Genomic DNA, 19,949 nt, shown 5'->3' with positions numbered 1-19,949 from the left:
CGAGCCGCACGGCGAGCCCGCCGACGCCCTCGCGGTCGACGACGCCGTCCCCGATGAGCCGCATCGCGCGGCCGACGACGTCGGCCCGCACGTTCCACGCTGCGGACCCCGGCACGGCGTCCGGCCGGCACCGCCTGCAGGCCCGGAAACCGGAGCTCTGCGCGGCGGCGGCCGAGGCGTAGTAGCGCACGTTCTGCCGCTTGGGGGTGACCGCGGGGCAGCTCGGGCGGCAGTAGATCCCGGTGGTCTGGACGGCGAAGAAGAACTCCCCGTCGAACCGGGCGTCCCGGCTGCGCACGGCCTGGTACCGCGTGTCCTCGTCGATCATCACGCTCCCCAGTGTGCGCCTGCGTTCCGCTCGGAGCTGGCGGGAATCGGACATGGCGCTGCCGACTGGGGTTCGCGGCCGCCCTCGGGTCCGGCGGGGGCTGATCGCGCGGTTCCCCGCGCCCCTGGAAGGCCTGCGGCTTCGCCGCTGGGCCTTCATCGGGGAAATGCGGCGCGCGGCGCCTGCATTTCCGGGGCGCGGGGAACTGCGCGATCAACCACGACGGCGCGGTACCCGCCGACGAACCGGCACCGCCCCCTACATATGGCGCCCCCGCTTGGCCTCCATGGCGGCCCGGCCCTGGGCCCCGCGCTGCTTCCAGACCTTGCGCATCTCGTCGCGCAGCCGGGCATCCGTCCGCGCGGCCAACCGCCGGTTCTCCCGCAGCAGCTTGCGGTAGCTGTCGAGGCGGCGCTGGTGGAGGGCCCCGGAGTCGAGCGCGGCGAGCACCGCGCAGCCGGGCTCCACGGTGTGCGCGCAGTCCTGGAACCGGCAGTCCCGCGCCAGCTCGGCGATCTCCGCGAACACCTGGCCGACGCCCGCCTCGGCGTCGTAGAGGCCGACGCCGCGCAGACCCGGCGTGTCGATGAGGACACCGCCGCCGGGCAGCGCGAACAGGTTCCGGGTCGTCGTGGTGTGCCGGCCCTTGCCGTCGGCGTCCCGGACGTCCTGGACGTCCATCACGTCGGTGCCGAGCAGCGCGTTGGCGAGGGTCGACTTCCCGGCGCCGGACTGGCCGAGCAGCACGGAGGTGCCGCCCGCGACGACGGACCGCAGGATGTCGGTGCCGTCGCCTTCGTGGGCGCTGACGGGCAGCACCTGGACGCCGGGCGCGGTGGTCTCCACGTCGGAGACCAGGTAGCCGAGTCCGACGGGGTCGGGCACGAGGTCCGCCTTGGTGAGCACGACGAGCGGCTGCGCGCCGGACTCCCAGGCCAGGGCCAGGAACCGCTCGATGCGGCCCAGGTCGAGCTCCGCGGCCAGGGACACCGCGATGATCGCGTGGTCCACGTTCGCGGCGAGGATCTGCCCCTCGGACCGCTTGGACGAGGTGGAGCGCACGAATGCGGTGCGGCGCGGCAGATACGCCTGGACGTAGCGGGGGTCGGCGCCTTCCGGGTCGACCGCGGCCCAGTCGCCGGTGCAGACGACCTTCATGGGGTCGCGCGGGACGACGAACTCGGTGTCGGCGCGCACGGTCCCGTCGGGCGTGACGAGGTCGCACTGCCCGCGGTCGACGCGCAGCACCCGGCCGGGCACGAGGCCGCGCTCGGCGTACGGGGCGAACGCGTCGGCCCAGTGGGTGTCCCAGCCGTACGGGGCGAGGACGGACAGATCAGAACTGGAGGACAAGGGGTGACCCTTCGAAGGGCGGCCCCGGCACAGGGAAAGGAGCGGATCGGCTCAGCCGGCGGCCACGGAGGTGGACTTGACGAACTTCCGGATGCGGGCAACGCCCAGCTCGACGACAGTCATCGGTCGACACCTCCAACAGAACTCACGCGGGTCACGGCGACACGTGGTCGCCCGGTGGACGCAGCAGACGCTACGCGCACCGCCCCGCCCACGCCAACCGTTTTTCCGAGCATCCCGCTCGCTTCCGGTGAGGAGGGGCGGGCTCCAGCGGGCAGAACACACGAGGATCAGTAGCCGTCGAGACACGCAGGGATCAGTAGCCGTCTAGCGGCGACGGGACGCGCCGGGAGTTCGCTCCCACCTGGACGTCGGTGCCGCCGAGCACGGTGTTCGCGGAGCGCAGGGACTGCTTCTCGCCACCCAGGCGGTTCATCAGGGCCTGTATCTGGTCGCCCCAGGTGTCGTGCGCGGTCTTCAGGGCGCCCGAGGTGAGCCATCCGTGCTCGTCCTTCGGACCGAACTCCTTGACCGCGGCGCCGGTGGCCTCGTCCGCCAGATCGCCCGCCCTGCGCGTGCCCGGTTCGATGGTCTCCTCGATGGACTTGGCGGCCTTCTTCTTCTCTGCCGGTGTGGAGGCGAGGTACGGGCCCCGTGGCGGGCCGCTGCTCGTTCCGCCTCGGCCCGGGTCCGTCGGAACGTGATTCAGCCGCATCCCCTCGTCGCTCATCGTGCGCTGCCTCCCCTGGATCAGATACCTGTGTTCCTTGTGCTCTCTGTGCTCTCTGTGCTCTCTGTGCTCTCTGTGTTGCCCGACGTCAGCGGCAGGACAGTGCCGTGCGCGCCGCGTCGTCGAACGCCTTGCTGAACCCTGCCGCGTCCGGCAGATGCGTCGCCGCACGCTCGGCGGCGCCGAAGTACCTGAGGTCGTAGGCGAGGACGGTCTCCTTGCCGTCGCACCGGGCACGCGTGAAGTCGCGCCCCTTTAGGGCTGCGACGAGGGCCGGGTCGCTGACGACCGCGAGGTGCGCGAAGGCGCCCTTCTCCTCGCCCTCGAAGGTGAGGTCGCAGTACAGGCCCTGTCGGAGCGTCCCGGTGACCTGTTCGTCGATCCGTCGGCCCTGGGGGCTTTGCGCGCCGGGAAGCCTGAATCCGTTGATGCCGCACACCGCGTCGAGGTCCGTCGCGCCGGCGGTCGAGGGAGCGGAGGAACGGGTGGCGCCGTCGGCGTGACCCGATGCGGTGCAGTCCGTCGAGTCGGCGCGCGCACGGGCGGCCGAGGTCAGCAGGCGGCGCATGCCGTCGGCGTCACCCCGCGCACTCTTCCCGATGACGGCGGCGCGCAGGGCGGGGCTGGTGCCGCTTGCGGTCGCGGCGTTCTCGCAGGCCGTCGGCAGCAGGGCCCAGCCGCCGTAGGCGTCGTACGCGCCGTGCGTCCCGCCGGACAGGACGTGTCGGGCACCCGAGATCTCCCACGCACCCTTGGAGAACGGGAAGCCGGACGGCTCCGCCTCGGCGCGCAGGTTCAACTTCTTGGTCCGACCGGGCAGCCAGCTCTCCACCTCGACGGTGCAGCTGGAGGCGGAGTCCTCGGAGGCCGACACCCGGCCGATGCCGCCGCCCAGGGCGGCTCCGGCCTCCTGCGGGCTCGCCCAACCGTGGCAGATCCGCCCGGAGTTGAGGACGTTCGTGTTGAAGTACGTGAATGCCCCGCCCAGCAGAACGACCGCGGCCGCCGCAGCGGTGACCCGGACGCGGCGCCGCCGAGAACGTCCGCGGGGAGCCTCCTGCGCAGCCGGCGCATCGAGGGAATGTGTCTCCTGCCGCTTCAACGTCCCTTACTCCCACCCCAGATAGACGGCCGCGTCACCGCGCGAGGTCCCGTACGACTGCTTCGCCTCGTCCCGCATCGCCTGCCATGCGTCCCAGTCCGGGTCGTGCCGGGAGTTGTTCTCGTCGTCGACGTCCACGCCGCGGTCCGCGGCCCACTGGTCGATCATGTCGTAGGTGCTGTTGATGCCGGACGAGTAGTGGTCGGAGTTCTGCTCCTGGGCCTGCGAACCGGCCGCGTCCGCCACGTCCTTGGCCCACTCGTACGTACCCGCGTCGATGAGGCGCTGTGCCGTGTCCCCGAGGACGGGCAGGCCGGTGACGGGGGCGCCCGCCCCGTGGTAGGCGTACTTGGCCATGTCGTTGGCGGCGCTGATCCTGCCGTCGCGCTCGTCGAGGATCACGTCGGAGCCGATGGAGTTCATCGCGCCGGTCACGGCGCCGAGGTCACGGGCCGGGTTCTTCCAGGCGTCGTTGCCGCTGCCCGCGGATTCCGGGGCGCGGGTCATCTGGTCCATGGCGTACTGCCGTTGGGTGTCCTGGAGGAGTGCGTAGGTCTGGTCGTCGGCGCAGACGCCGCGCATGACCCGCAGGAGGCTGTCCTTGCCCACGGTGATGCCGGCGTCGTCGCCGTCCGTCCAGATGCCGTCCTTGCCGTGCGGGCTGCCGTACTTGGTGCCGTTCTCGGCGAGGATGTCGTGGTTGTCCATCGCGTAGTCGGCGAGCGCGTGGCCGAGCGGCTTGCGGAGGTTGGCGTGGACGTCTTCGCCGCCCGCGCCGTCGTCCAGGACCTCGATCGTGCTCTGCATGACACGGGCCTGCGCGGCGGTGTGCGGCCCGGGTTTCCCGCCCGACTCGCCCTCGCCGAGCGGTTCGTGGCCGGTGGCCGCCGCCTCCAGCGCCCTGCCGAGGCCCGTCCGGCCGGTCGGGTCGTCGAGGTCGGTGACGCCGTAGCCGGTGAGGGTGTTCTTCGGCCACTCGCGGGCGCCGTCGCCGCTGCCCGCCAAGTACTTCAGGTGATCGTTGCCGACGTGGTCGGCGCCCGAGCCGTTGCCGGCCGGGTCGAGGAACGCGGTCGCCGCGTCCGGGTTGCGGCTCATCAGGTCCAGGACTCCGTCGACGGCGTCCGTCTCGATGCCGTCGTGGCCGGGGCCCCACTTGGTGAAGATGCCCGGGTGGTCCTTCTCGGCCTTGATGGTCTGGTCGCCGAGGTCGTACAGGAACTGGTCGTCGAAGTCCTGGTCCGCGTGCTGCATGAGGCTGACGTAGGACTGGTAGCCGTACTGGGGATTGGTGCGGGGGCCGAAGTTCTTCGTGCCCTCTTTCTTCATCCCCTCCGTCCACTCCTTGTAGAACGCTCCGTCCTTGCCGTTCAACCACGCGTGGAAGGCGGGCGATCCGGGTGGCATGTCCTTCACGCTGCCGGGCACCGCGGTCGCCGTGGCCATGGAGTCGGCGAGGTTCTTCTCGATCTCGGCGAGCCGGAGTTTCTGGGAGCCGTCGGCGTCCTGGAGGCGCTCGTTGAGCTCGTTGCCCAGTTTGATCGTCTCGTGCGGGCCGAGGTCGCGCAGCAGTTCCTGGCCGAATGCCTTGTCGGCGTGGTTGTCGCGCAGGGCCCGCTGAAGCTGTTCCATCTCGGCTGCCGAGACCTTCTTGCCGTCGGCGACGCGATGGGCGATGTCCTCGACCTGGTCGGCCTCGTAGACCTCGACGTCGCCCTTCGCACCGGCGTTGAAGCCACCCGGCATCCCGTGCAGCGGATCGCTGTCCGTGACGACCGCGTTCAGCGCGATCCTGACGCCTTCGTCGGCGTCGTCGACCGCCTTGACCGCCGCGTCGATGTGCGTGGTCCACGACATCTCGGTGGCGCGCAGGTCCGGGTCGTGGTGGAGGGCGAATGCTTCCTGCTCGCTGACTTTCGAGAAGTCGAAGTGGCACGTCCCCCGGCCGGAGACCTTCATACCCGCCTTGACGGCGTCGTCACGGGCTCGTTCGACGGCCCTCTCCAGTTCGACGAACTGAGTGTGCGCGTCACGCAACAGCGAAGCGACCGCCTTGGCCTCGGTCTGGGCGGCCCGGATCTCCTTGAGCGTGACGTCGAAGCGCGCGTTGGCCGCCGTCGCACTCAGCCCGTTCCACAGCGGCCCGCCCAGCGAGATGCCGTGCACGTCGTCGCGGTAGGCCGTCTCCACGTTGTCGTGGAGGTCCTTCGCCATGGCGTCCCACTTCTCCGCCGCCGCCGTGAGCGTCGACAGGTCAGTGGTCACCACTTCGTGATAGCTCGGCACGCCCGCACCCCCCGGCAGTGATCATTTCGGCGTTTTCGAGGCTACCCCCGCCGCACAGCACGGGCCCGGAGTCATAACGCAACCCTGACGGTCCGCCACCCACGGGCCCCGGCTCGTACGGCGGTCGCGACCCGACGGAGAGGGACAGTCAACTCTCTTCCGATTCCCTGGAGTTGGAGCACAAGTTGTCCGCTGCCACGTCGCCGATACCGGCAGACCGCTCGGCATACGTCGGGCGCGCCCAACGGCCTGGTGCATGACGTCCGGCGGGCACACGGCGCGGGCGACAGGCCGTCGGCGACGGCGCGCGAACCGCTTCCGCCGGCAGCGGCTTCCCGCGTCGGCGCCGCGATGACGGCCAGGTAAAAAGCAGGTTCGCGGGGAGAGCGGCTCTTGTCTCGGGCAACGCCTGCATGAATACTGCGGCTCGCACAAGCTAGCGGTATACCACTACTGGCCGTACCCCAGGGGCGATGCCGCTACAGGCCCTGCAGCCCGACCATCCCCAAGGATTGATGTGCGAAGACTCGTCTCACGACCGGCCCTCGTCGCCGCGGCCGCCACCGCGGTCGCCGCGATGACCACGGGCGCCTGGACCCCGGCCACCGCCGGGCATCCTACGCCGACCGCCCCGTCCGCGAAGAAGCAACAGACCACGCACCGCGTGCAGTTGATCACCGGTGACACCGCCCTGGTGAGCGACGGGCGCGTCACCGGGTTCGACCCCGCGCCGGGCCGCGAGAACATACCCGTGCACGTGGCGAACGACGGCAAGCGCTCCCTCGTCGTCCCGCTCGACGCCCAGCGTCTGATCAGCGAGGGCAAGCTCGACGAGCGGCTCTTCGACGCCGCCCAGCTGGACACGGCCGCCGCCCGCACCGCGTACCAGAACGGTCTGCGGGTCATCGTCGGCTACCAGGGCGCCGCGTCCACCGCGCGCGCCGAGGTGCGCGACGCCGGTGCCACCAAGGTCCGCCACCGCCTCAAGGCCCTGAACGCCGAGGCGGTGACGACGCCGGCGGCCGATCTGCCCGCGCTGTGGAAGTCCCTGACGCGCTCGGACAACGATGTCGCGCGGACCGCCTCGGGCGTCGGCCACATCTGGCTGGACGGCACGGTCAAGGCCCAACTCGACGTCAGCGTCCCGCAGATCGGGGCCCCCGCGGCGTGGCAGGCGGGCTTCGACGGCAAGGGCGTGAAGGTCGCCGTCGTCGACACCGGTGTCGACGGGGACCACCCGGACCTGGCAGGCAAGGTGGTCGCAGGGAAGAACTTCTCCACGTCGCCCGACAACCTGGACCACCAGGGACACGGCACCCACGTGGCGTCGACCATCGCCGGTTCCGGCGCGAAGTCGGGCGGCAAGTACAAGGGCGTGGCCCCCGGCGCGAGCATCATCGAGGCGAAGGTCCTCGACGACACCGGCAGCGGCGGCGAGTCCGAGATCATCGCCGGCATCGACTGGGCCGTCGCGCAGGGCGCCGACATCGTCAACATGAGCCTGGGCGGCCCGGACACCACCGAGACGGACCCGCTCGAAGAGACGGTCGACCACTACAGCGACACCGACGGCGTCCTGTTCGCCATCGCCGCGGGCAACGAGGGCCCCGGCGCGAGCACCGTGGGCTCCCCCGGCTCCGCGGACAGCGCGCTCACCGTCGGCGCCGTCGACAGCGACGACAAGATGGCCGACTTCTCCAGCCGCGGCCCGCGCATCGGTGACGGCGCGATCAAGCCGGACGTGACCGCGCCGGGCGTGGACATCACGGCCGCGTCCGCCCCCGGCAGCGCCATCGCCAGTGAGTACGGCGAGAACCCCGAGGGCTACGTCACCATCTCCGGTACGTCGATGGCGACCCCTCATGTCGCGGGCTCCGCCGCCCTGTTGAAGCAGCAGCACCCCGACTGGAAGGGCGCGCAGCTCAAGGGCGTCCTCACCGGCTCCACGAAGGACACCGGGTTCCCCGCCTTCGACCAGGGCTCCGGCCGCATCCAAGTGGACCACGCGATCAAGACGGGCGTGTACGCGGAGCAGACCTCCCTGAACTTCGGCACGGCAGCCTGGCCGCACGACGACGACAAGCCGCTGACCCGGACCCTGACCTACCGCAACACGGGCACCGCGGACGTCACCCTCGACCTGACCGCGAGCGGCACGGGCCCGGACGCGAAGGCCGCGCCCGAGGGCATGTTCACGGTCAGCCCGGCGAAGATCACGGTTCCTGCGGGCGGGACGGCCGAGGCCACCGTCGGCGCCGACACCAAGGTCGAGGCGGCCGACGGACAGTACAGCGGCGCCGTCGTCGCCAGCGGCGCGGAGCAGTCCGTGCGCACCGCGTTCGCCGTGGAGCGCGAAGTCGCTTCGTACCAGGTCGAGTTGAGCCACATCGGGCGGGACGGCAACGCGGCCCCGCACTTCCAGACGTACGTGAAGGGCCTGACGGGTTCGGCCGCGGGCCAGGAGTTCGCGTTCGACGAGGACAGCGCCGCCACGTCGGTGCGGCTGCCGATCGGCGAGTACAGCGTGCAGGGCATGATCGTGACCGACCGCGACGACACCACCAAGGGCACGGACTGGATCGCCCAGCCCAAGCTGGTCGTCGACAAGGACCAGAAGGTCACCCTCGACGCCCGCACCGCGAAGCCGGTCGACATCACGGTGCCCGACCGCAAGGCCGAGGCGCAGCAGGCGTACATGGGCTTCGCGGTCACGAAGGGCTACACCGACTACCAGTCGGCCTGGCAGCTCCCGTCGTACGAGAACGTGCGCTCCGCCCACCTCGGTCCCGAGGTCACCGACGGTTCGCTCCAGGAGGTGTGGGACGCGGCTTTCACCGTCGGCGACGCCACGCAGTACTCCCTGGTCTACGGCGGACCCGCCGACCGCATCGCGACCGGGTACAAGCGGCACGAGACCCGCAAGGGCCTGGCCGAGGTGAAGGTGGGTCTCGGTGAGGCCGCGCCGGGCAAGGACGCGTACCTCGCGACGGTGCCGACGCTGAAGGACTCCCTTCAGGGCTACGCGGCCGGCCGGATGCCGCTGGCCGCGCCGAGCACGCAGCGGCTGTACCTGTCCACGGCGGACGGGGCCCAGTGGAGCCTCTTCATGGAGCAGCTCGGCGACATCCTGCCCAGCGGCTGGCAGCTGACGGATGCGCGGTACGGCGTGAGCTTCGCGACGTACCGGCCGCGCAGCACCTACCGGGAGGACTTCAACACCGGCGTCTTCGGTCCCGTGATCGACGAGGAGGCCGCCAAGTCGGTGGTGCGTTCGCAGAACACGCTCTACGCGTTCCTCGGGCTCTTCGACGACGGCCAGGGCCACACCGGGACGGTCGAGGGCGAGGTGGGGCACACCAGCCTCGCCCAGGACGGCAAGGTGATCACCGAGAACGACGAGCCGCTGTCGTACCAGTCCTTCGCGGTCCCGGCCGAGGAGCACGAGTACACCCTGGCGACCACGAGCTCGCGTGATCCGAAGCTCGGCACGGTCGGTTCGCGGATCGACGCGAGCTGGACCTTCCGCTCGAAGGACGGCGACAAGACCGTGCCGGCCTCCGTGGTCCGCTTCCACCCCGCCCTCGACCTGCAGTCGCGGGCCAAGGCCGGCAAGAAGATCTCCCTGCCGGTGGAGATCCAGGGCGCCGCGGCCGGGAAGAACCTCAAGTCCCTGACCGTGGACGCCTCGTACGACGACGGCGCCACCTGGCAGAAGGTGACCGTGACGCACGGCAAGGCGTCGCTGAAGGCGCCGGCCCAGGGCAAGGGCGTCACGCTGCGCGCCGAGGTCGTCGACAAGCAGGACAACGTCTCGAAGGTGACCGTGCACAACGCGTTCCTCGGACGCTGACACGGCGGACGCGACCGACCCGCTGACGCAGTCGGCAAAGCCTGCGGCCGGGCACCCCCACCGGGTGTCCGGCCGTCGGTCGTTCCTGCCCAGGAACCGCTCCTCGCGACCGGGCCCCCTCACACCGGCAGGCCCCGCGCTTCCTTCACGCGCTTCATGATGATCTGCGAGTTCACCTCGGTGACGCCGTCGAGCGTGGTGAGCCGCTCGATCCACAGGCGCTCGTACGCGGCCAGGTCCTCGACCGCGATGCGCAGCAGACAGCCGGGGCTGCCGAAGAGGCGGTACGCCTCGATGACGTCGGGGATGTCCTGGAGGGCGTGCTCGAAGGCCTCGACCGACGCGCGGTCGCGGCGCACCTCGATGGAGACGAGCACTTCGAAGCCGCGGCCGACGGCCTCCGGGTCCACGATCGCGCGGTAGCCCTGGATGACTCCGTCCGCCTCCAGCTGACGCACCCGGCGCATGCAGGGGGACGGGCTCAGGCCCACCCGTGCGGCCAGCTCCTGATTGCTGAGGCGGCCGTCATGCTGGAGCTCACGCAAGATATTCAAGTCGATCCGGTCCATGACGCAATTATGCGCCACGTTCACCCCCAAGGTCGGCCATGATTCGCAATCCGATTGCGGACTTTCCGAATTATCCTTGCGGAAGATCGAACATAGTGAACCCGAACGAGGCAGCCTCATGGAACGCACCCACGCGCCCAAGCGCGTCACCCTCATCAGCACCGGCGGCACCATAGCCAGCCGCTGGCAGGGCACCGGCTACGCCGCCGACGCCGGCGGGGACACCGTCCTGGCCAGCGCCGCGGTGCCGGACGGGGTGGCGGTCGAGGTCGTCGACCTGTTCAACGTGAACAGTTCGCGGATGACCAGCGAGCGCCAGCTGACGCTGTTGCGCACCGTGCGCGAGGTGCTCGCGGACCCGGCCGTCGACGGCATCGTCGTCACCCACGGCACGGACACCCTGGAGGAGTCCGCGTTCTTGCTCGACCTGCATCACGACGACCCGCGTCCGGTGGTCTTCACGGGTGCGCAGAAACCGCTCGGGGCGACCGACGGGGACGGCCCCGGCAATATGTACGACGCGATCCAGGTCGCTTCTTCCGTACGCGACCTGGGCGTCCTCGTCGTGTTCGACGGGACCGTGCTCCCGGCCCGCGGCACCGTGAAGACGCAGACGCTCGCCGCGCACGCGTTCACCGATCCGTCGGCGGGGCCGCTCGGCCGTCTCGGCTTCGGCCGCGTGGACATCCGCGCCACGCCGCTGCGCCCGGCGCCGCTCCCGGTGCCGCGCGACGGCTCCCCCACGCCCCGCGTCGACATCGTGATGCACCACAGCGACGCCGACCCGGCCCTGTTCGAGGCCGCTCTCGCCGCGTGCGCGCAGGGCGACCAGGGAGGCCTCGTCGCGCGGGTGACGGCCGGGGTTCTTGGCGAGGGTGACGTAGAGGCTGCCGCCGTAGACGTCGGTGACCTCGGCCTTCAGGACGGTGAAGCCGACCTTCTCGGCCATCCACTCGATCTGCTGGAACCCGTAGTACTCCAGGTGCTCGTGGCACACGACGTCGTACGCGTTGGCGTCGAGCATGGACGGCATGTAGCTCTGCTCGGTCGCCCAGATGCCGTCGTCGTCGAGGATCGCGTGGATGTCCTGCATGAAGCGCAGGGGGTCGGGGAGGTCGTAGAACATGCCGGTCGTCGTGACGACCTTGGCGCGCTGCTTGCCGTACCGCTCGGTGAAGGCCTCCTGGGTGAAGAACTCGGCGATCAGTTCCGCGGGCGGGTAGTGCTCGCGGAACTTCTCGCCCGAGGGGTCGATGCCGACCAGTCGCAGTCCCTCGACGGGGTACTGGTGCAGCAGCGTGCCGTCGTTGCTGCCGATGTCGACGACGATGTCGCCCGCCTGCAGGCCGACGAGTTCGGCGGCGGCGACGGCCTTGCCACGCAGGTGGTTGACCATGAAGGGGCGGATGCCGGGGCGGTAGCCGTAGCCCTCGCCGTACATCAGGCCGAGGTCCGGGGTGTGCCGCAGCTGCAGGAGGCCGCAGCCGCCGGGCGAGCACTTCACCAGCTCCAGCGGGACCGAAGGCACCTTCTCGTCGAGGCTCTTGGGGAAGACGCAGGTCAACGCCTGGTCTCCCAGGTCGAGCACCGGAAGCAGTTCGTGATTGCCGCACACGCGGCACTGAGTGATGATCATCGTCTGCCCGTTTCAGTCCGTGGTGACGGTGGCGAGGAGGTAGCCGTAGGACTGGGGGACGCGCACGCCGTCCACCATCCGCTCGAACTCCTCGGGGCCGGTCATCTGGATGACGTCGTCCTTGCGCGCCAGCAGGGCGGCGGCGATGCTCTCGCGGACCGCCTGCGGGGCCAGGGTGTTGGCCGTGACGTCGGTGAACTCCTTGATGACGAGTCCGGCCCGCTCGATGACGGCCCGGTAGTCGTCCATCTGCGGGCTGGTGATGATGTCCTGGAACGTCAGCTCGGTGTCGGGCTGGCTGAACATGTCGGCGAGGACGAGGGTCGAGCCCGGCCGCAGCACGCGCTTGATCTCGCGCAGGACCTTCTCCTTGTCGGGCATGTGGATCAGCGACTCGAAGGCCCAGGCACCGTCGAACGACGCGTCGGGGAAGGGGAGTTCGGCCGCGTCCGCGTGGCGGAAGCCGACGCGCTCGGCCAGGCCCCGCTCGCGGGCGCGCTCGCCCGCGCGGCCGATCTGGTACGAGCTGATGGAGACGCCGACGACCTCGACGTCGGCCGCCCCGGCGAGCCGGAAGGCCGGCTCGCCGACGCCGCAGCCCACGTCGAGGATGCGCTGGCCCGGCTGCGGGGCGAGGCGGGCGATCAGCTGGTCGGTGAGCTGGTCGGTGGCCTTCTCGATGGGGGCGTCGTCGGCCTCGTCGAGCCAGTAGCCGACGTGGAGGTTGTCGCCCCAGATGTCCCTGAACGTCTCGGTGAAGTTGTCGTAGAAGTCGACGACCTTGTCCTCGACGGTCTCCTCGTTCGCCTGCGCTCCGGAAGTCATTCGGTCCGTCCTTCGTCTCGTGGTCGCGTCGTGGTCACGGTGCTGGAATCCGGGTGGTGGTCGTCAGTCGGCCCAGGCCTCGGGCCCCGGGCCGCCCCGGCCGACCGGCGGGAAGATCCGGTCGAGCGCGGCGAGTTGGCCGTCGTCGAGGCGCAGGCGACCGGCGCGCAGCGCCGAGTCGAGGTGCCCGACGGTGCGCGGTCCGATGACGGCGCCGGTGATGCCCGGCCGGGACAGCACCCAGGCCAGGCCGACCTCGGCGGGGTGCTCCCCGATGCTGCGGCAGTACGCCTCGTACTTCTCGACGGCGGGGCGCAGCGCCGGCAGCAGCGCCTGGGCCCGCCCCTGGGCGCACTTGACGGCGGTGCCGGAGTCCAGCTTGTCGAGGACGCCGCTGAGCAGACCGCCGTGCAGCGGTGACCAGGCGAGGGTCGCCAGGCCGTGGTGGCGGGCGGCCGGCAGGACCTCCAGTTCGGCATGCCGGACGGCCAGGTTGTAGAGGCACTGTTCGGAGGCGAGGCCCAACGCGTTGCGGCGGTGGGCGCTCGCCTGCGCCTCGGAGATGTGCCATCCCGCGAAGTTGGAGGAGCCGACGTAGCAGATCTTGCCGCTCGCCACGAGGTGTTCCATGGCCTGCCACACCTCGTCCCAGGGTGCGGCACGGTCGATGCGGTGCATCTGGTAGAGGTCGATGCACTCCACGCCGAGGCGGCGCAGGGACTGTTCGCAGGCGGTGATGATGTGGCGGGCGGACAGGCCGCCGTCGTTGACCCGCTCGCTCATCTCGCCGCCGACCTTGGTGGCGAGCACGACGTTGTCCCGGCGGCCGCCGCCCTGGGCGAGCCAGCGCCCGATCAGTTCCTCGGTGTGTCCCTTGTGCACCCGCCAGCCGTAGATGTCGGCGGTGTCCACGCAGTTGATGCCGCGGTCGAGCGCCTCGTCCATCAGCCGCAGCGCGTCGTCGTCCTCGACGCGGCCGCTGAAGTTGACGGTGCCGAGCCACAGCCGGCTCACCTGGGTGGCGAGGCGGCCGAGGCGTACGTACGGCGCCGGGTCCGGGGCGTCGCCGCCACTCACGGGCGCTTCCCCTTGGCGGGCCGGTCGGCCCGGACGCTCGCGGTGAGCCGGACGTCGTGCGACGAGGATCCGATCAGGACGCGGCGCTCGCCGCCGGCGAGCTTCCAGCCGTCGGCCGCCGTGTCCCAGTACTGCAGGGCGCGTTCGGCGACGTGGATGCGTACGCGGCGGGACTCGCCGGCCTTCAGCTCGACCTTCTGGTACCCGGCCAGCGCCTTGTCCGCCTGGTCGAGTGCGAGCTTCGGGCTGGGGCCGAGGTAGACCTGGACCACGTCGCTGCCCGCCCGCTTGCCGGTGTTGCGCACCGTCACGTCGACGTCGAGGCCGTCGGCCGTGCGCCTGACGCTCTGCTCCCCGTACGCGAAGGACGTGTAGGACAGGCCGTAGCCGAACGGGAAGAGCGGCTCGACGCCCTCGTGGTCGTACCAGCGGTACCCGGTGTAGATGCCTTCGGTCTGTCGTACGACGTTGTCGACGCCGGGGTAGCGCTCGGGGTCGCCTGCGACCGGGGTCGCCTGCTCGGAGGCGGGGAAGGTCTGGGAGAGCCGGCCGCCCGGTTCGGCGTCACCGAACAGCAGGTCGGCGGTGGCCTCGGCCCCGGCCTGTCCCGGGTACCACATGTCGAGGACAGCCTGGGTCTTGTCGAGCCAGGGCATGGTGAGGGACGACCCGGTGTTCAGGACGACGATCGTGTGCGGGTTGACGGCCGTGACGGCCTTGATCAGCTCGTCCTGGCGGCCCGGTAGCGACAGGGAGGTGCGGTCGCTGCCCTCGGCTCCGTCGTCGTAGGCGAAGACCACCGCGGTGGAGGCCTTGCGGGCGACGGCGACGGCCTGGTCGATCGACTCCTGGGCCTTGGCCGGGGTCACCCAGCGCAGGTCGAGGGTCATCGGCTTGCCGACGACCGCACCGCCGCTGATCTTGACGGTGTGCGTGCCGGCGCTCAGCTGCAGCGGGACGCTGGTGAGCTTGCCGAACACCTCGCCGATGCTGATGGGTGCGTTGTCGTCGATCTGGATGGCGCCGTTGCCGCCGGTGACGCGGGCAGCGATGCGGTAGAGCCCGGCCTTGTCGACCGTCAGCTTGCCGTCGTAGATGACGCCTGCCTGGGCCGGGTCCAGGACCGTGCCCGAGGTGAAGTCGGGCTCCAGGGCGGACGCGGGGATCGGCTCGCCCTCCAGCGCCTCGCCCTCGGCGTAGGAGACGTGCGCGCCGGCGCCGAGCTTCTTGGTGATGGTCTCCAGCGGCGGGGTGGCCGCGTCGGGCACGATGTAGGAGCTGCCGAGGCCGGTCACCTTGGGCTCCTTGGCCGTCGGGCCGATCACCGCGAGGTCGTCGGTCGTGGCCGCGTCGAGCGGCAGCGCCCGGTCCTCGTTGCGCAGCAGCACCGCGCCGGACTCGGCGACCTTCTCGGCCACCTTCGTGCCGCCCGCGACGTCGCGCTCGGGCCGCGGCGCCGGGTTCTCGTCGAGGAGGCCGAAGCGCTCCATCTGTCCGACGATCCGGGTCACGGCGCGGTCGAGGTCCGCCAGGGGGACGGTGCCGTCGGTGACGGCCTTCTTGAGCGTGTCGCCGAAGTACTTGCCGCCGGGGACCTCGCCGCCGGGCGGGATGGCGACGGTCGAGTCGATGCCCAGTTCCTGGTCGAGCCCCTTGCTGAGGGCGTCCGTGCTCTGCGTGGCCAGCCAGTCGGAGGTGACCCAGCCCTGGAAGTGCAGCTGCTCGCGCAGGATGTCGTTGAGCAAGTGCCCGTTGCCGCAGGCCGGTTCGCCGTTGACCTTGGGGTAGGCGCACATCACGGAGGCGGCGCCGGCCTTGACGGCGGCTTCGAAGCCGGGGATCTCGGTCTCCTGCAGGGTGCGTTCGTCGACCTTGACGTCGACGCCCATGCGGTTGTTCTCCTGGGTGTTGGCGGCGTAGTGCTTGACCGTCGCCATCAGGCCCTGGCTCTGGATGCCCTTGACCTCGGCGGCCGCGGTGCGTCCGGTGACGAGCGGGTCCTCGCTGAACGTCTCGAAGTTCCGTCCTGCCTGCGGCACCCGGATGCTGTTGACCATCGGCGCGTAGATCACGTCCACGCCGAAGGCCCGGCCCTCACGGCCGAGCACCTGTCCGTACTGTTGGGCGAGGCCTTCGTCGAAGGACGAGGCGAGGCTGACGGGGGCGGGCATCGCGATCGACGGCCGGTGGATCGTCGCGCCGGCCGGGCCGTCGGTGGCCCGCACCTCCGGGATGCCCAGGCGCGGTACGCCCGGCAGGTAGACCAGGGCCGTCGGGTCCGTGGTCGAGTAGTCCCAGTGCACGAACGAGAGCTTCTCGTCCAGCGTCATCTGCGCGACGAGTTCATCGGCGCGGCTGTCCGTACGGCCGGGAGCCGCCGGGGCGGCCCCCAGGTTCAGCAGCGCCAGAACCGTCAGAAATACGGAGGGCACCCATATTCGTCGTTTCATTTCCCTCTCCCCGGCATGTGGCGTCTCCGTAGCCAAGAAATTGCGACGGCGGCGACGCTAGCGAGATCGTTGTGCGCACCACAAGGCGCCTCGTGCCCAACTCAAGCCGGGCACTAGTGAGTTGCGAAGCCGCGCCGAAGTCCGGGGAATTCGGCGCGGCATTCTCCTTGTGAAACTTGTGAAACCGCGGAACGGGGCGCCGGCCTTACGCCTTGCGTGCCGCGGTCATCCGCTCCAGCACGGGGATGATTTCCGTCGGCGCCGGTTCGGACAGGATCTCCTCGCGCACCTTCGCGGCGCCGGCACGGAATGCGGGGTCCTCCAGAACGCGGACGATGCTTTCCCTGAACCGTTCGACCGTCAGTTCCTCGACCGGCAGGGACACGGCCATTCCCGCTTCCTCGGACAGCCGGCCCCGTTCGCCCGTGTCCCAGCCGTGGGTGATCAGCACCTGCGGCACGCCGTGCACGGCCGCGGTGTGCCAGGTGCCGGGGCCGCCGTGGTGGGCGACCGCGTCGCAGGTGGGCAGCAGGGCGTGCATGGGGACGAAGTCGACGGTGCGGACGTTGTCGGGGACGCGCGCGACCGACTCCAGCTGGTGGGCGTCGAGCGTGGCGACGAACTCGGCGTCGATGTCGGAGACGGCCTCCAGGAGCTCCTCGGTGCCGATGACCTCGATCCCGCTGTCGCGCGCCCCGACGCCGAGCGTGATGCACACCCGGCGCCTGGTCGGCGGCTTCTGCAGCCAGTCCGGTACGACGGCGGGGCCGTTGTAGTCGACGAAGCGCATGCCCACGGTCGGCAGGCCCAGGTCGAGGCGCATGCTGGCCGGCACGGGGTCGATGTTCCACTGCCCGGAGGCCATCTCCTCGGCGTCGCCCGGCTCCATCCGCACCCCGTGGCGGTCCAGGGTCCAGGCGACCCACTCGGCGAAGGGGTCCTCGCGGTGCTCGGGCTCCTGTTGTCCGTGCAGGTCCAGGAAGGCGCGGCGGGACTTCGTGGTGACGTCCGGGCCCCACATCAGGCGCGCGTGGGCCGCGCCGGTCACCTTGGCCGCGAGCGGGGCGGCGAAGGTCAACGGCTCCCAGATCAGCAGGTCCGGCTGCCAGGTGCGGCAGAAGTCGACCATCCCGTCGATCAGCGAGTCGGGGGTCATCAGCGCGAACAGGTTGGGGGTGAGGGCGGTCTGCATGCCCAGCAGGTGGTCCCAACTCGCGTTGGCGAGGCTTTCGTCGGCGAAGTCCAGGGACCGCACGTACTTGATCATGTCCTCGCCGACCGCGCTCATGTGCCCGGCGAGGTCCACGTCCTGGCCCACGGGCACCGCCGTGAGACCGGCAGCCGTGGTGATCTCGGTCAGCCCCGGTGATCCGACGACCCGGACCTCGTGCCCGGCCGCGCGGAAGGCCCAGGCGAGCGGAACGAGGGGGTAGAAGTGGGTCTTGCTCGTCATGGAGGAGAAGACGATCTTCATCGGAAGTCCTTAGATCTCGACCGGGCACCGGCTGATGCCCCGCAGTACGGGCGAACGGCGGCGGTGGACCACGGGGCCCGCGAGTGCCGTGTCGGGGAGCGTCTCGGCGAGGCCGCGCAGCGCGGCGGCGGCGTGCCGGGCGGCGAACTCGTCCAGTCCGTCCGGGTGGTTCAGGCCCGAGGTCAGGGCCGGGCGCGTGGCGGTGCGGTCCACGTCGAACCGGTCGGGCTCGGTGAACACCTCCGGGTCGCGGTTGGCCGCCGCGACGGCCACCACCACCTCGTCTCCCGCGGCGATGTTGGCCCCTTCGACCGTCTGCCCGGTGGTGGCGTGGCGGACCTCCAGATGGGCCGGGGGCGCGGTGCGCAGCGTCTCGGCCGCGATGCGGTCGGCCAGGGCAGGGTCGTCGGCAAGACGGCGGGCCAGGCCCGGGGTGCGGAGCGTGGCGAGCACGGCGTTGCCCACCGCGTTGGCCGCCATCTCGCGGGCAGCACTCGCCCACACGCCTTCGGCGCCCGCCTGCTGACGCAGGGACGCCAGTGCGGCCACGGTCTCCTCGGTCACGGCCAGCAGTTGCGGGGTCAGCCGGGCGTCCAGCGCCGTGGCGCTCGACCGCAGCAGGGCGGTGACGCGGTGCGCGTCCGCTCCGGTCAGGCCGAGGTACGCGAGGAGGCCGCGCACCGGTATCTCGCGCGCCAGGGCGCCCATCAGGTCGAAGCGCTGCCCGGAACTCTTCGCCGACTCCCGGTATTCCTGGGCCAGTTCGTCGACACCGGCGGGGGGCGGCCCGGCGGCGGCGCGCACGTCGAGGAACGGCTGCGCCCAGTCCGCGGCGGCCTCGCCCGCGGCCCGGGTGAACCCCGGGCTCCGCAGGACCTGGGAGGCGGCGGCGTACCGGGTCACGACCCAGGCGCCGGAGCGGCTGCGGAAGGGCCCGTCGGACGCCGAGCGGATCTGCTCGTACCAGCGGCCCGGTGTGTCGTCCTGGCCGCACAGGAGCATCGCGTAGGGGTCGCCGTTGACGCCGAAGGCCCAGTACCAGCCGCGGGCCATCTGGAGCCGGCTGCCGAGCCGGCTGCGGTCTGTGGTTGTCATGCCAGTCATGCCAGGTTTCCTGTCCATGTGTGGATGCGGTCGGCGACGGCCCCGGCGTGCTCCTGCACCATCGAGAAGTGATGGCCCGGCACGTCCGCGCTCTCGTGCGGGAACGGCCACGTGGACTGCCAGGACTCGCCTTCGGGCCACTCCCCCAGCGCCTCCGTGGCGCGGACGAGCAACGTCGGTACGGCCAGGGCCCGCGGCCGCCAGTCGCGGGTGAAGCGGTGGTAGGCGCCGAGGGCGGTGAGCCGGGTGTCGTCCACCCGCACCCCCTCGCGGCCGAACATCGTCTCGGTCAGCTCGGTGAGCCAGCCGTGCACCGCCTGCTGCTGTCCGGGCGGATACACGTCGATCAGGACGATGCCCTGCGGCGGGCGGCCCCGGTCGGCGAGTTCGGTCCCCAGGGCGTACGCCATCAAGGCGCCGGCGGAGTGTCCGACGAGCACGAACGGGCCGTCGGCGGACTTGAGGACGGCGTCGGCCTGGACCCCGAGCACCGCCGCCAGCGACGCGGGCAGTTGCTCGCCCTGCTCGTAGCCGGGCTGCGGCAGCGCGGACACCGGCAGCCGGTCCTTGAGGGCGCCGGCGATGCGCAGGAACTCGTGCGGTCCGGCCACCGGCGCCGTACCGGCACAGCAGATGATGCGCAGTTCTCCCGGCCCCGTCGCCAGTTCCACGAGGTCGACCGGGGCGGCCAGGTCCTCGGAGCCCTCGAACCGGTCCCGGTGGCCGGCCAGTTCGCCGAGCAGGTCCAGGTAGGAGTCGAAGCGGCCTTCCCGCACGGACCGCTCGTAGAGGGTGCGCAGCATGCCGCCGTCCCCGGCGGCGGCCGGGGTGTGCGGCGTCCCGGACGTGAGCAGGGGGCGCAGGTGCGCGGCGATGTCGGTGACGGAGGGGTGGTCGAACACGAGGGTGGTGGGCAGGGCGAGACCGGTGGCGTCCTGGAGCCGGTTGCGCAGCCCGACCGCCGTCAGGGAGTCGAACCCCAGCTCGGTGAAGGGCTGGTGCGGCGGGACCGCCTCCGGGTCGGGGTGTCCGAGCACGGCCGCCACCTGCGCGCGGACCCAGGTGGCGAGCGTCGCCTCGGCCTCGTCGGCGGGCAGCCCGGACAGCCGCTCCCGCCAGGTGGGGCCGGGGCCGCCCGGGTCCGGGGCGGCGTCGGCGGGCAGGC

General features: G+C 71.2%; 13 protein-coding genes and 2 pseudogenes. 2 read left to right on the top strand and 13 right to left on the bottom strand.

Annotation, left to right across the window (positions count from 1 at the left end; translation table 11 throughout):
- The 5 genes from G3I40_RS40660 to G3I40_RS40640 form a co-directional block, all read right to left on the bottom strand.
- Window positions 1-328: Ada metal-binding domain-containing protein (locus tag G3I40_RS40660; protein WP_275410315.1), on the bottom strand; the 328-nt coding region annotated here is incomplete at its 3' end.
- A gap of 258 nt (window positions 329-586) precedes the next feature.
- On the bottom strand, window positions 587-1,681 hold the full coding sequence (gene rsgA / locus G3I40_RS40655) for a ribosome small subunit-dependent GTPase A (protein WP_164559835.1): 1,095 nt from the start codon (window positions 1,679-1,681) through the stop codon (window positions 587-589).
- 316 nt (window positions 1,682-1,997) lie between these two features.
- Window positions 1,998-2,411 carry a hypothetical protein gene (locus tag G3I40_RS40650; protein WP_239092235.1) on the bottom strand — a complete coding sequence of 138 codons (414 nt, stop codon included), beginning with the start codon at window positions 2,409-2,411 and terminating at the stop codon, window positions 1,998-2,000.
- An 88-nt stretch (window positions 2,412-2,499) separates the two neighbouring features.
- Window positions 2,500-3,513, bottom strand: coding sequence for a hypothetical protein (locus tag G3I40_RS40645; RefSeq protein ID WP_164559834.1), 1,014 nt, complete (start codon window positions 3,511-3,513; stop codon window positions 2,500-2,502).
- A gap of 6 nt (window positions 3,514-3,519) precedes the next feature.
- Complete coding sequence (locus G3I40_RS40640; protein ID WP_343245182.1) at window positions 3,520-5,778, bottom strand: DUF6571 family protein; 2,259 nt, start codon at window positions 5,776-5,778, stop codon at window positions 3,520-3,522.
- A 538-nt stretch (window positions 5,779-6,316) separates the two neighbouring features.
- Here G3I40_RS40640 and G3I40_RS40635 point away from each other — a divergent pair.
- Window positions 6,317-9,649, top strand: coding sequence for a S8 family serine peptidase (locus G3I40_RS40635; RefSeq protein ID WP_343245181.1), 3,333 nt, complete (start codon window positions 6,317-6,319; stop codon window positions 9,647-9,649).
- Between the two features lie 119 nt (window positions 9,650-9,768).
- Here the strand turns inward: G3I40_RS40635 and G3I40_RS40630 are convergent, their stop codons facing one another.
- Entirely contained in the window at window positions 9,769-10,218 is a 450-nt protein-coding gene (locus tag G3I40_RS40630; protein WP_164559832.1) for an Lrp/AsnC family transcriptional regulator, read from the bottom strand.
- 118 nt (window positions 10,219-10,336) lie between these two features.
- Between G3I40_RS40630 and G3I40_RS40625 the strand changes: the two are divergent.
- Window positions 10,337-11,092: pseudogene (locus G3I40_RS40625) on the top strand (asparaginase domain-containing protein); the annotation flags it as partial.
- Window positions 11,093-11,146: 54 nt separating this feature from the next.
- Here G3I40_RS40625 and G3I40_RS40620 read toward each other — a convergent pair.
- The 7 genes and pseudogenes from G3I40_RS40620 to G3I40_RS40590 all read right to left on the bottom strand — a co-directional run.
- Window positions 11,147-11,854 (bottom strand): annotated as a pseudogene (locus tag G3I40_RS40620) (methyltransferase domain-containing protein); the annotation flags it as partial.
- Between the two features lie 12 nt (window positions 11,855-11,866).
- On the bottom strand, window positions 11,867-12,679 hold the full coding sequence (locus G3I40_RS40615; protein ID WP_164305207.1) for a methyltransferase domain-containing protein: 813 nt from the start codon (window positions 12,677-12,679) through the stop codon (window positions 11,867-11,869).
- Between the two features lie 63 nt (window positions 12,680-12,742).
- Window positions 12,743-13,756, bottom strand: a complete 1,014-nt coding sequence (locus tag G3I40_RS40610) for an aldo/keto reductase (RefSeq protein ID WP_164305209.1) — start codon at window positions 13,754-13,756, stop codon at window positions 12,743-12,745.
- Window positions 13,753-16,206 (bottom strand): glycoside hydrolase family 3 C-terminal domain-containing protein, encoded by a 2,454-nt coding sequence (locus G3I40_RS40605; RefSeq protein WP_164305211.1) that lies wholly within the window; start codon window positions 16,204-16,206, stop codon window positions 13,753-13,755. The genes G3I40_RS40610 and G3I40_RS40605 overlap by 4 nt, the downstream gene beginning before the upstream one ends.
- A gap of 205 nt (window positions 16,207-16,411) precedes the next feature.
- Window positions 16,412-17,680: an activator-dependent family glycosyltransferase gene (locus tag G3I40_RS40600; protein ID WP_164305213.1), complete on the bottom strand. Its 1,269-nt coding sequence runs from the start codon at window positions 17,678-17,680 to the stop codon at window positions 16,412-16,414.
- 9 nt (window positions 17,681-17,689) lie between these two features.
- Window positions 17,690-18,775 (bottom strand): cytochrome P450, encoded by a 1,086-nt coding sequence (locus G3I40_RS40595; protein WP_164305215.1) that lies wholly within the window; start codon window positions 18,773-18,775, stop codon window positions 17,690-17,692.
- Between the two features lie 5 nt (window positions 18,776-18,780).
- Window positions 18,781-19,949 (bottom strand): thioesterase domain-containing protein (locus tag G3I40_RS40590; protein WP_164305217.1); only part of this gene is annotated, 1,169 nt, incomplete at its 5' end.

Source organism: Streptomyces sp. SID14478 (genome assembly GCF_010548525.1).
In the GTDB taxonomy this organism is placed as follows: domain Bacteria; phylum Actinomycetota; class Actinomycetes; order Streptomycetales; family Streptomycetaceae; genus Streptomyces.
The sequence above is the reverse complement of the archived record's forward strand: the minus strand, read 5'-3'. Positions and strand labels throughout refer to the sequence as shown.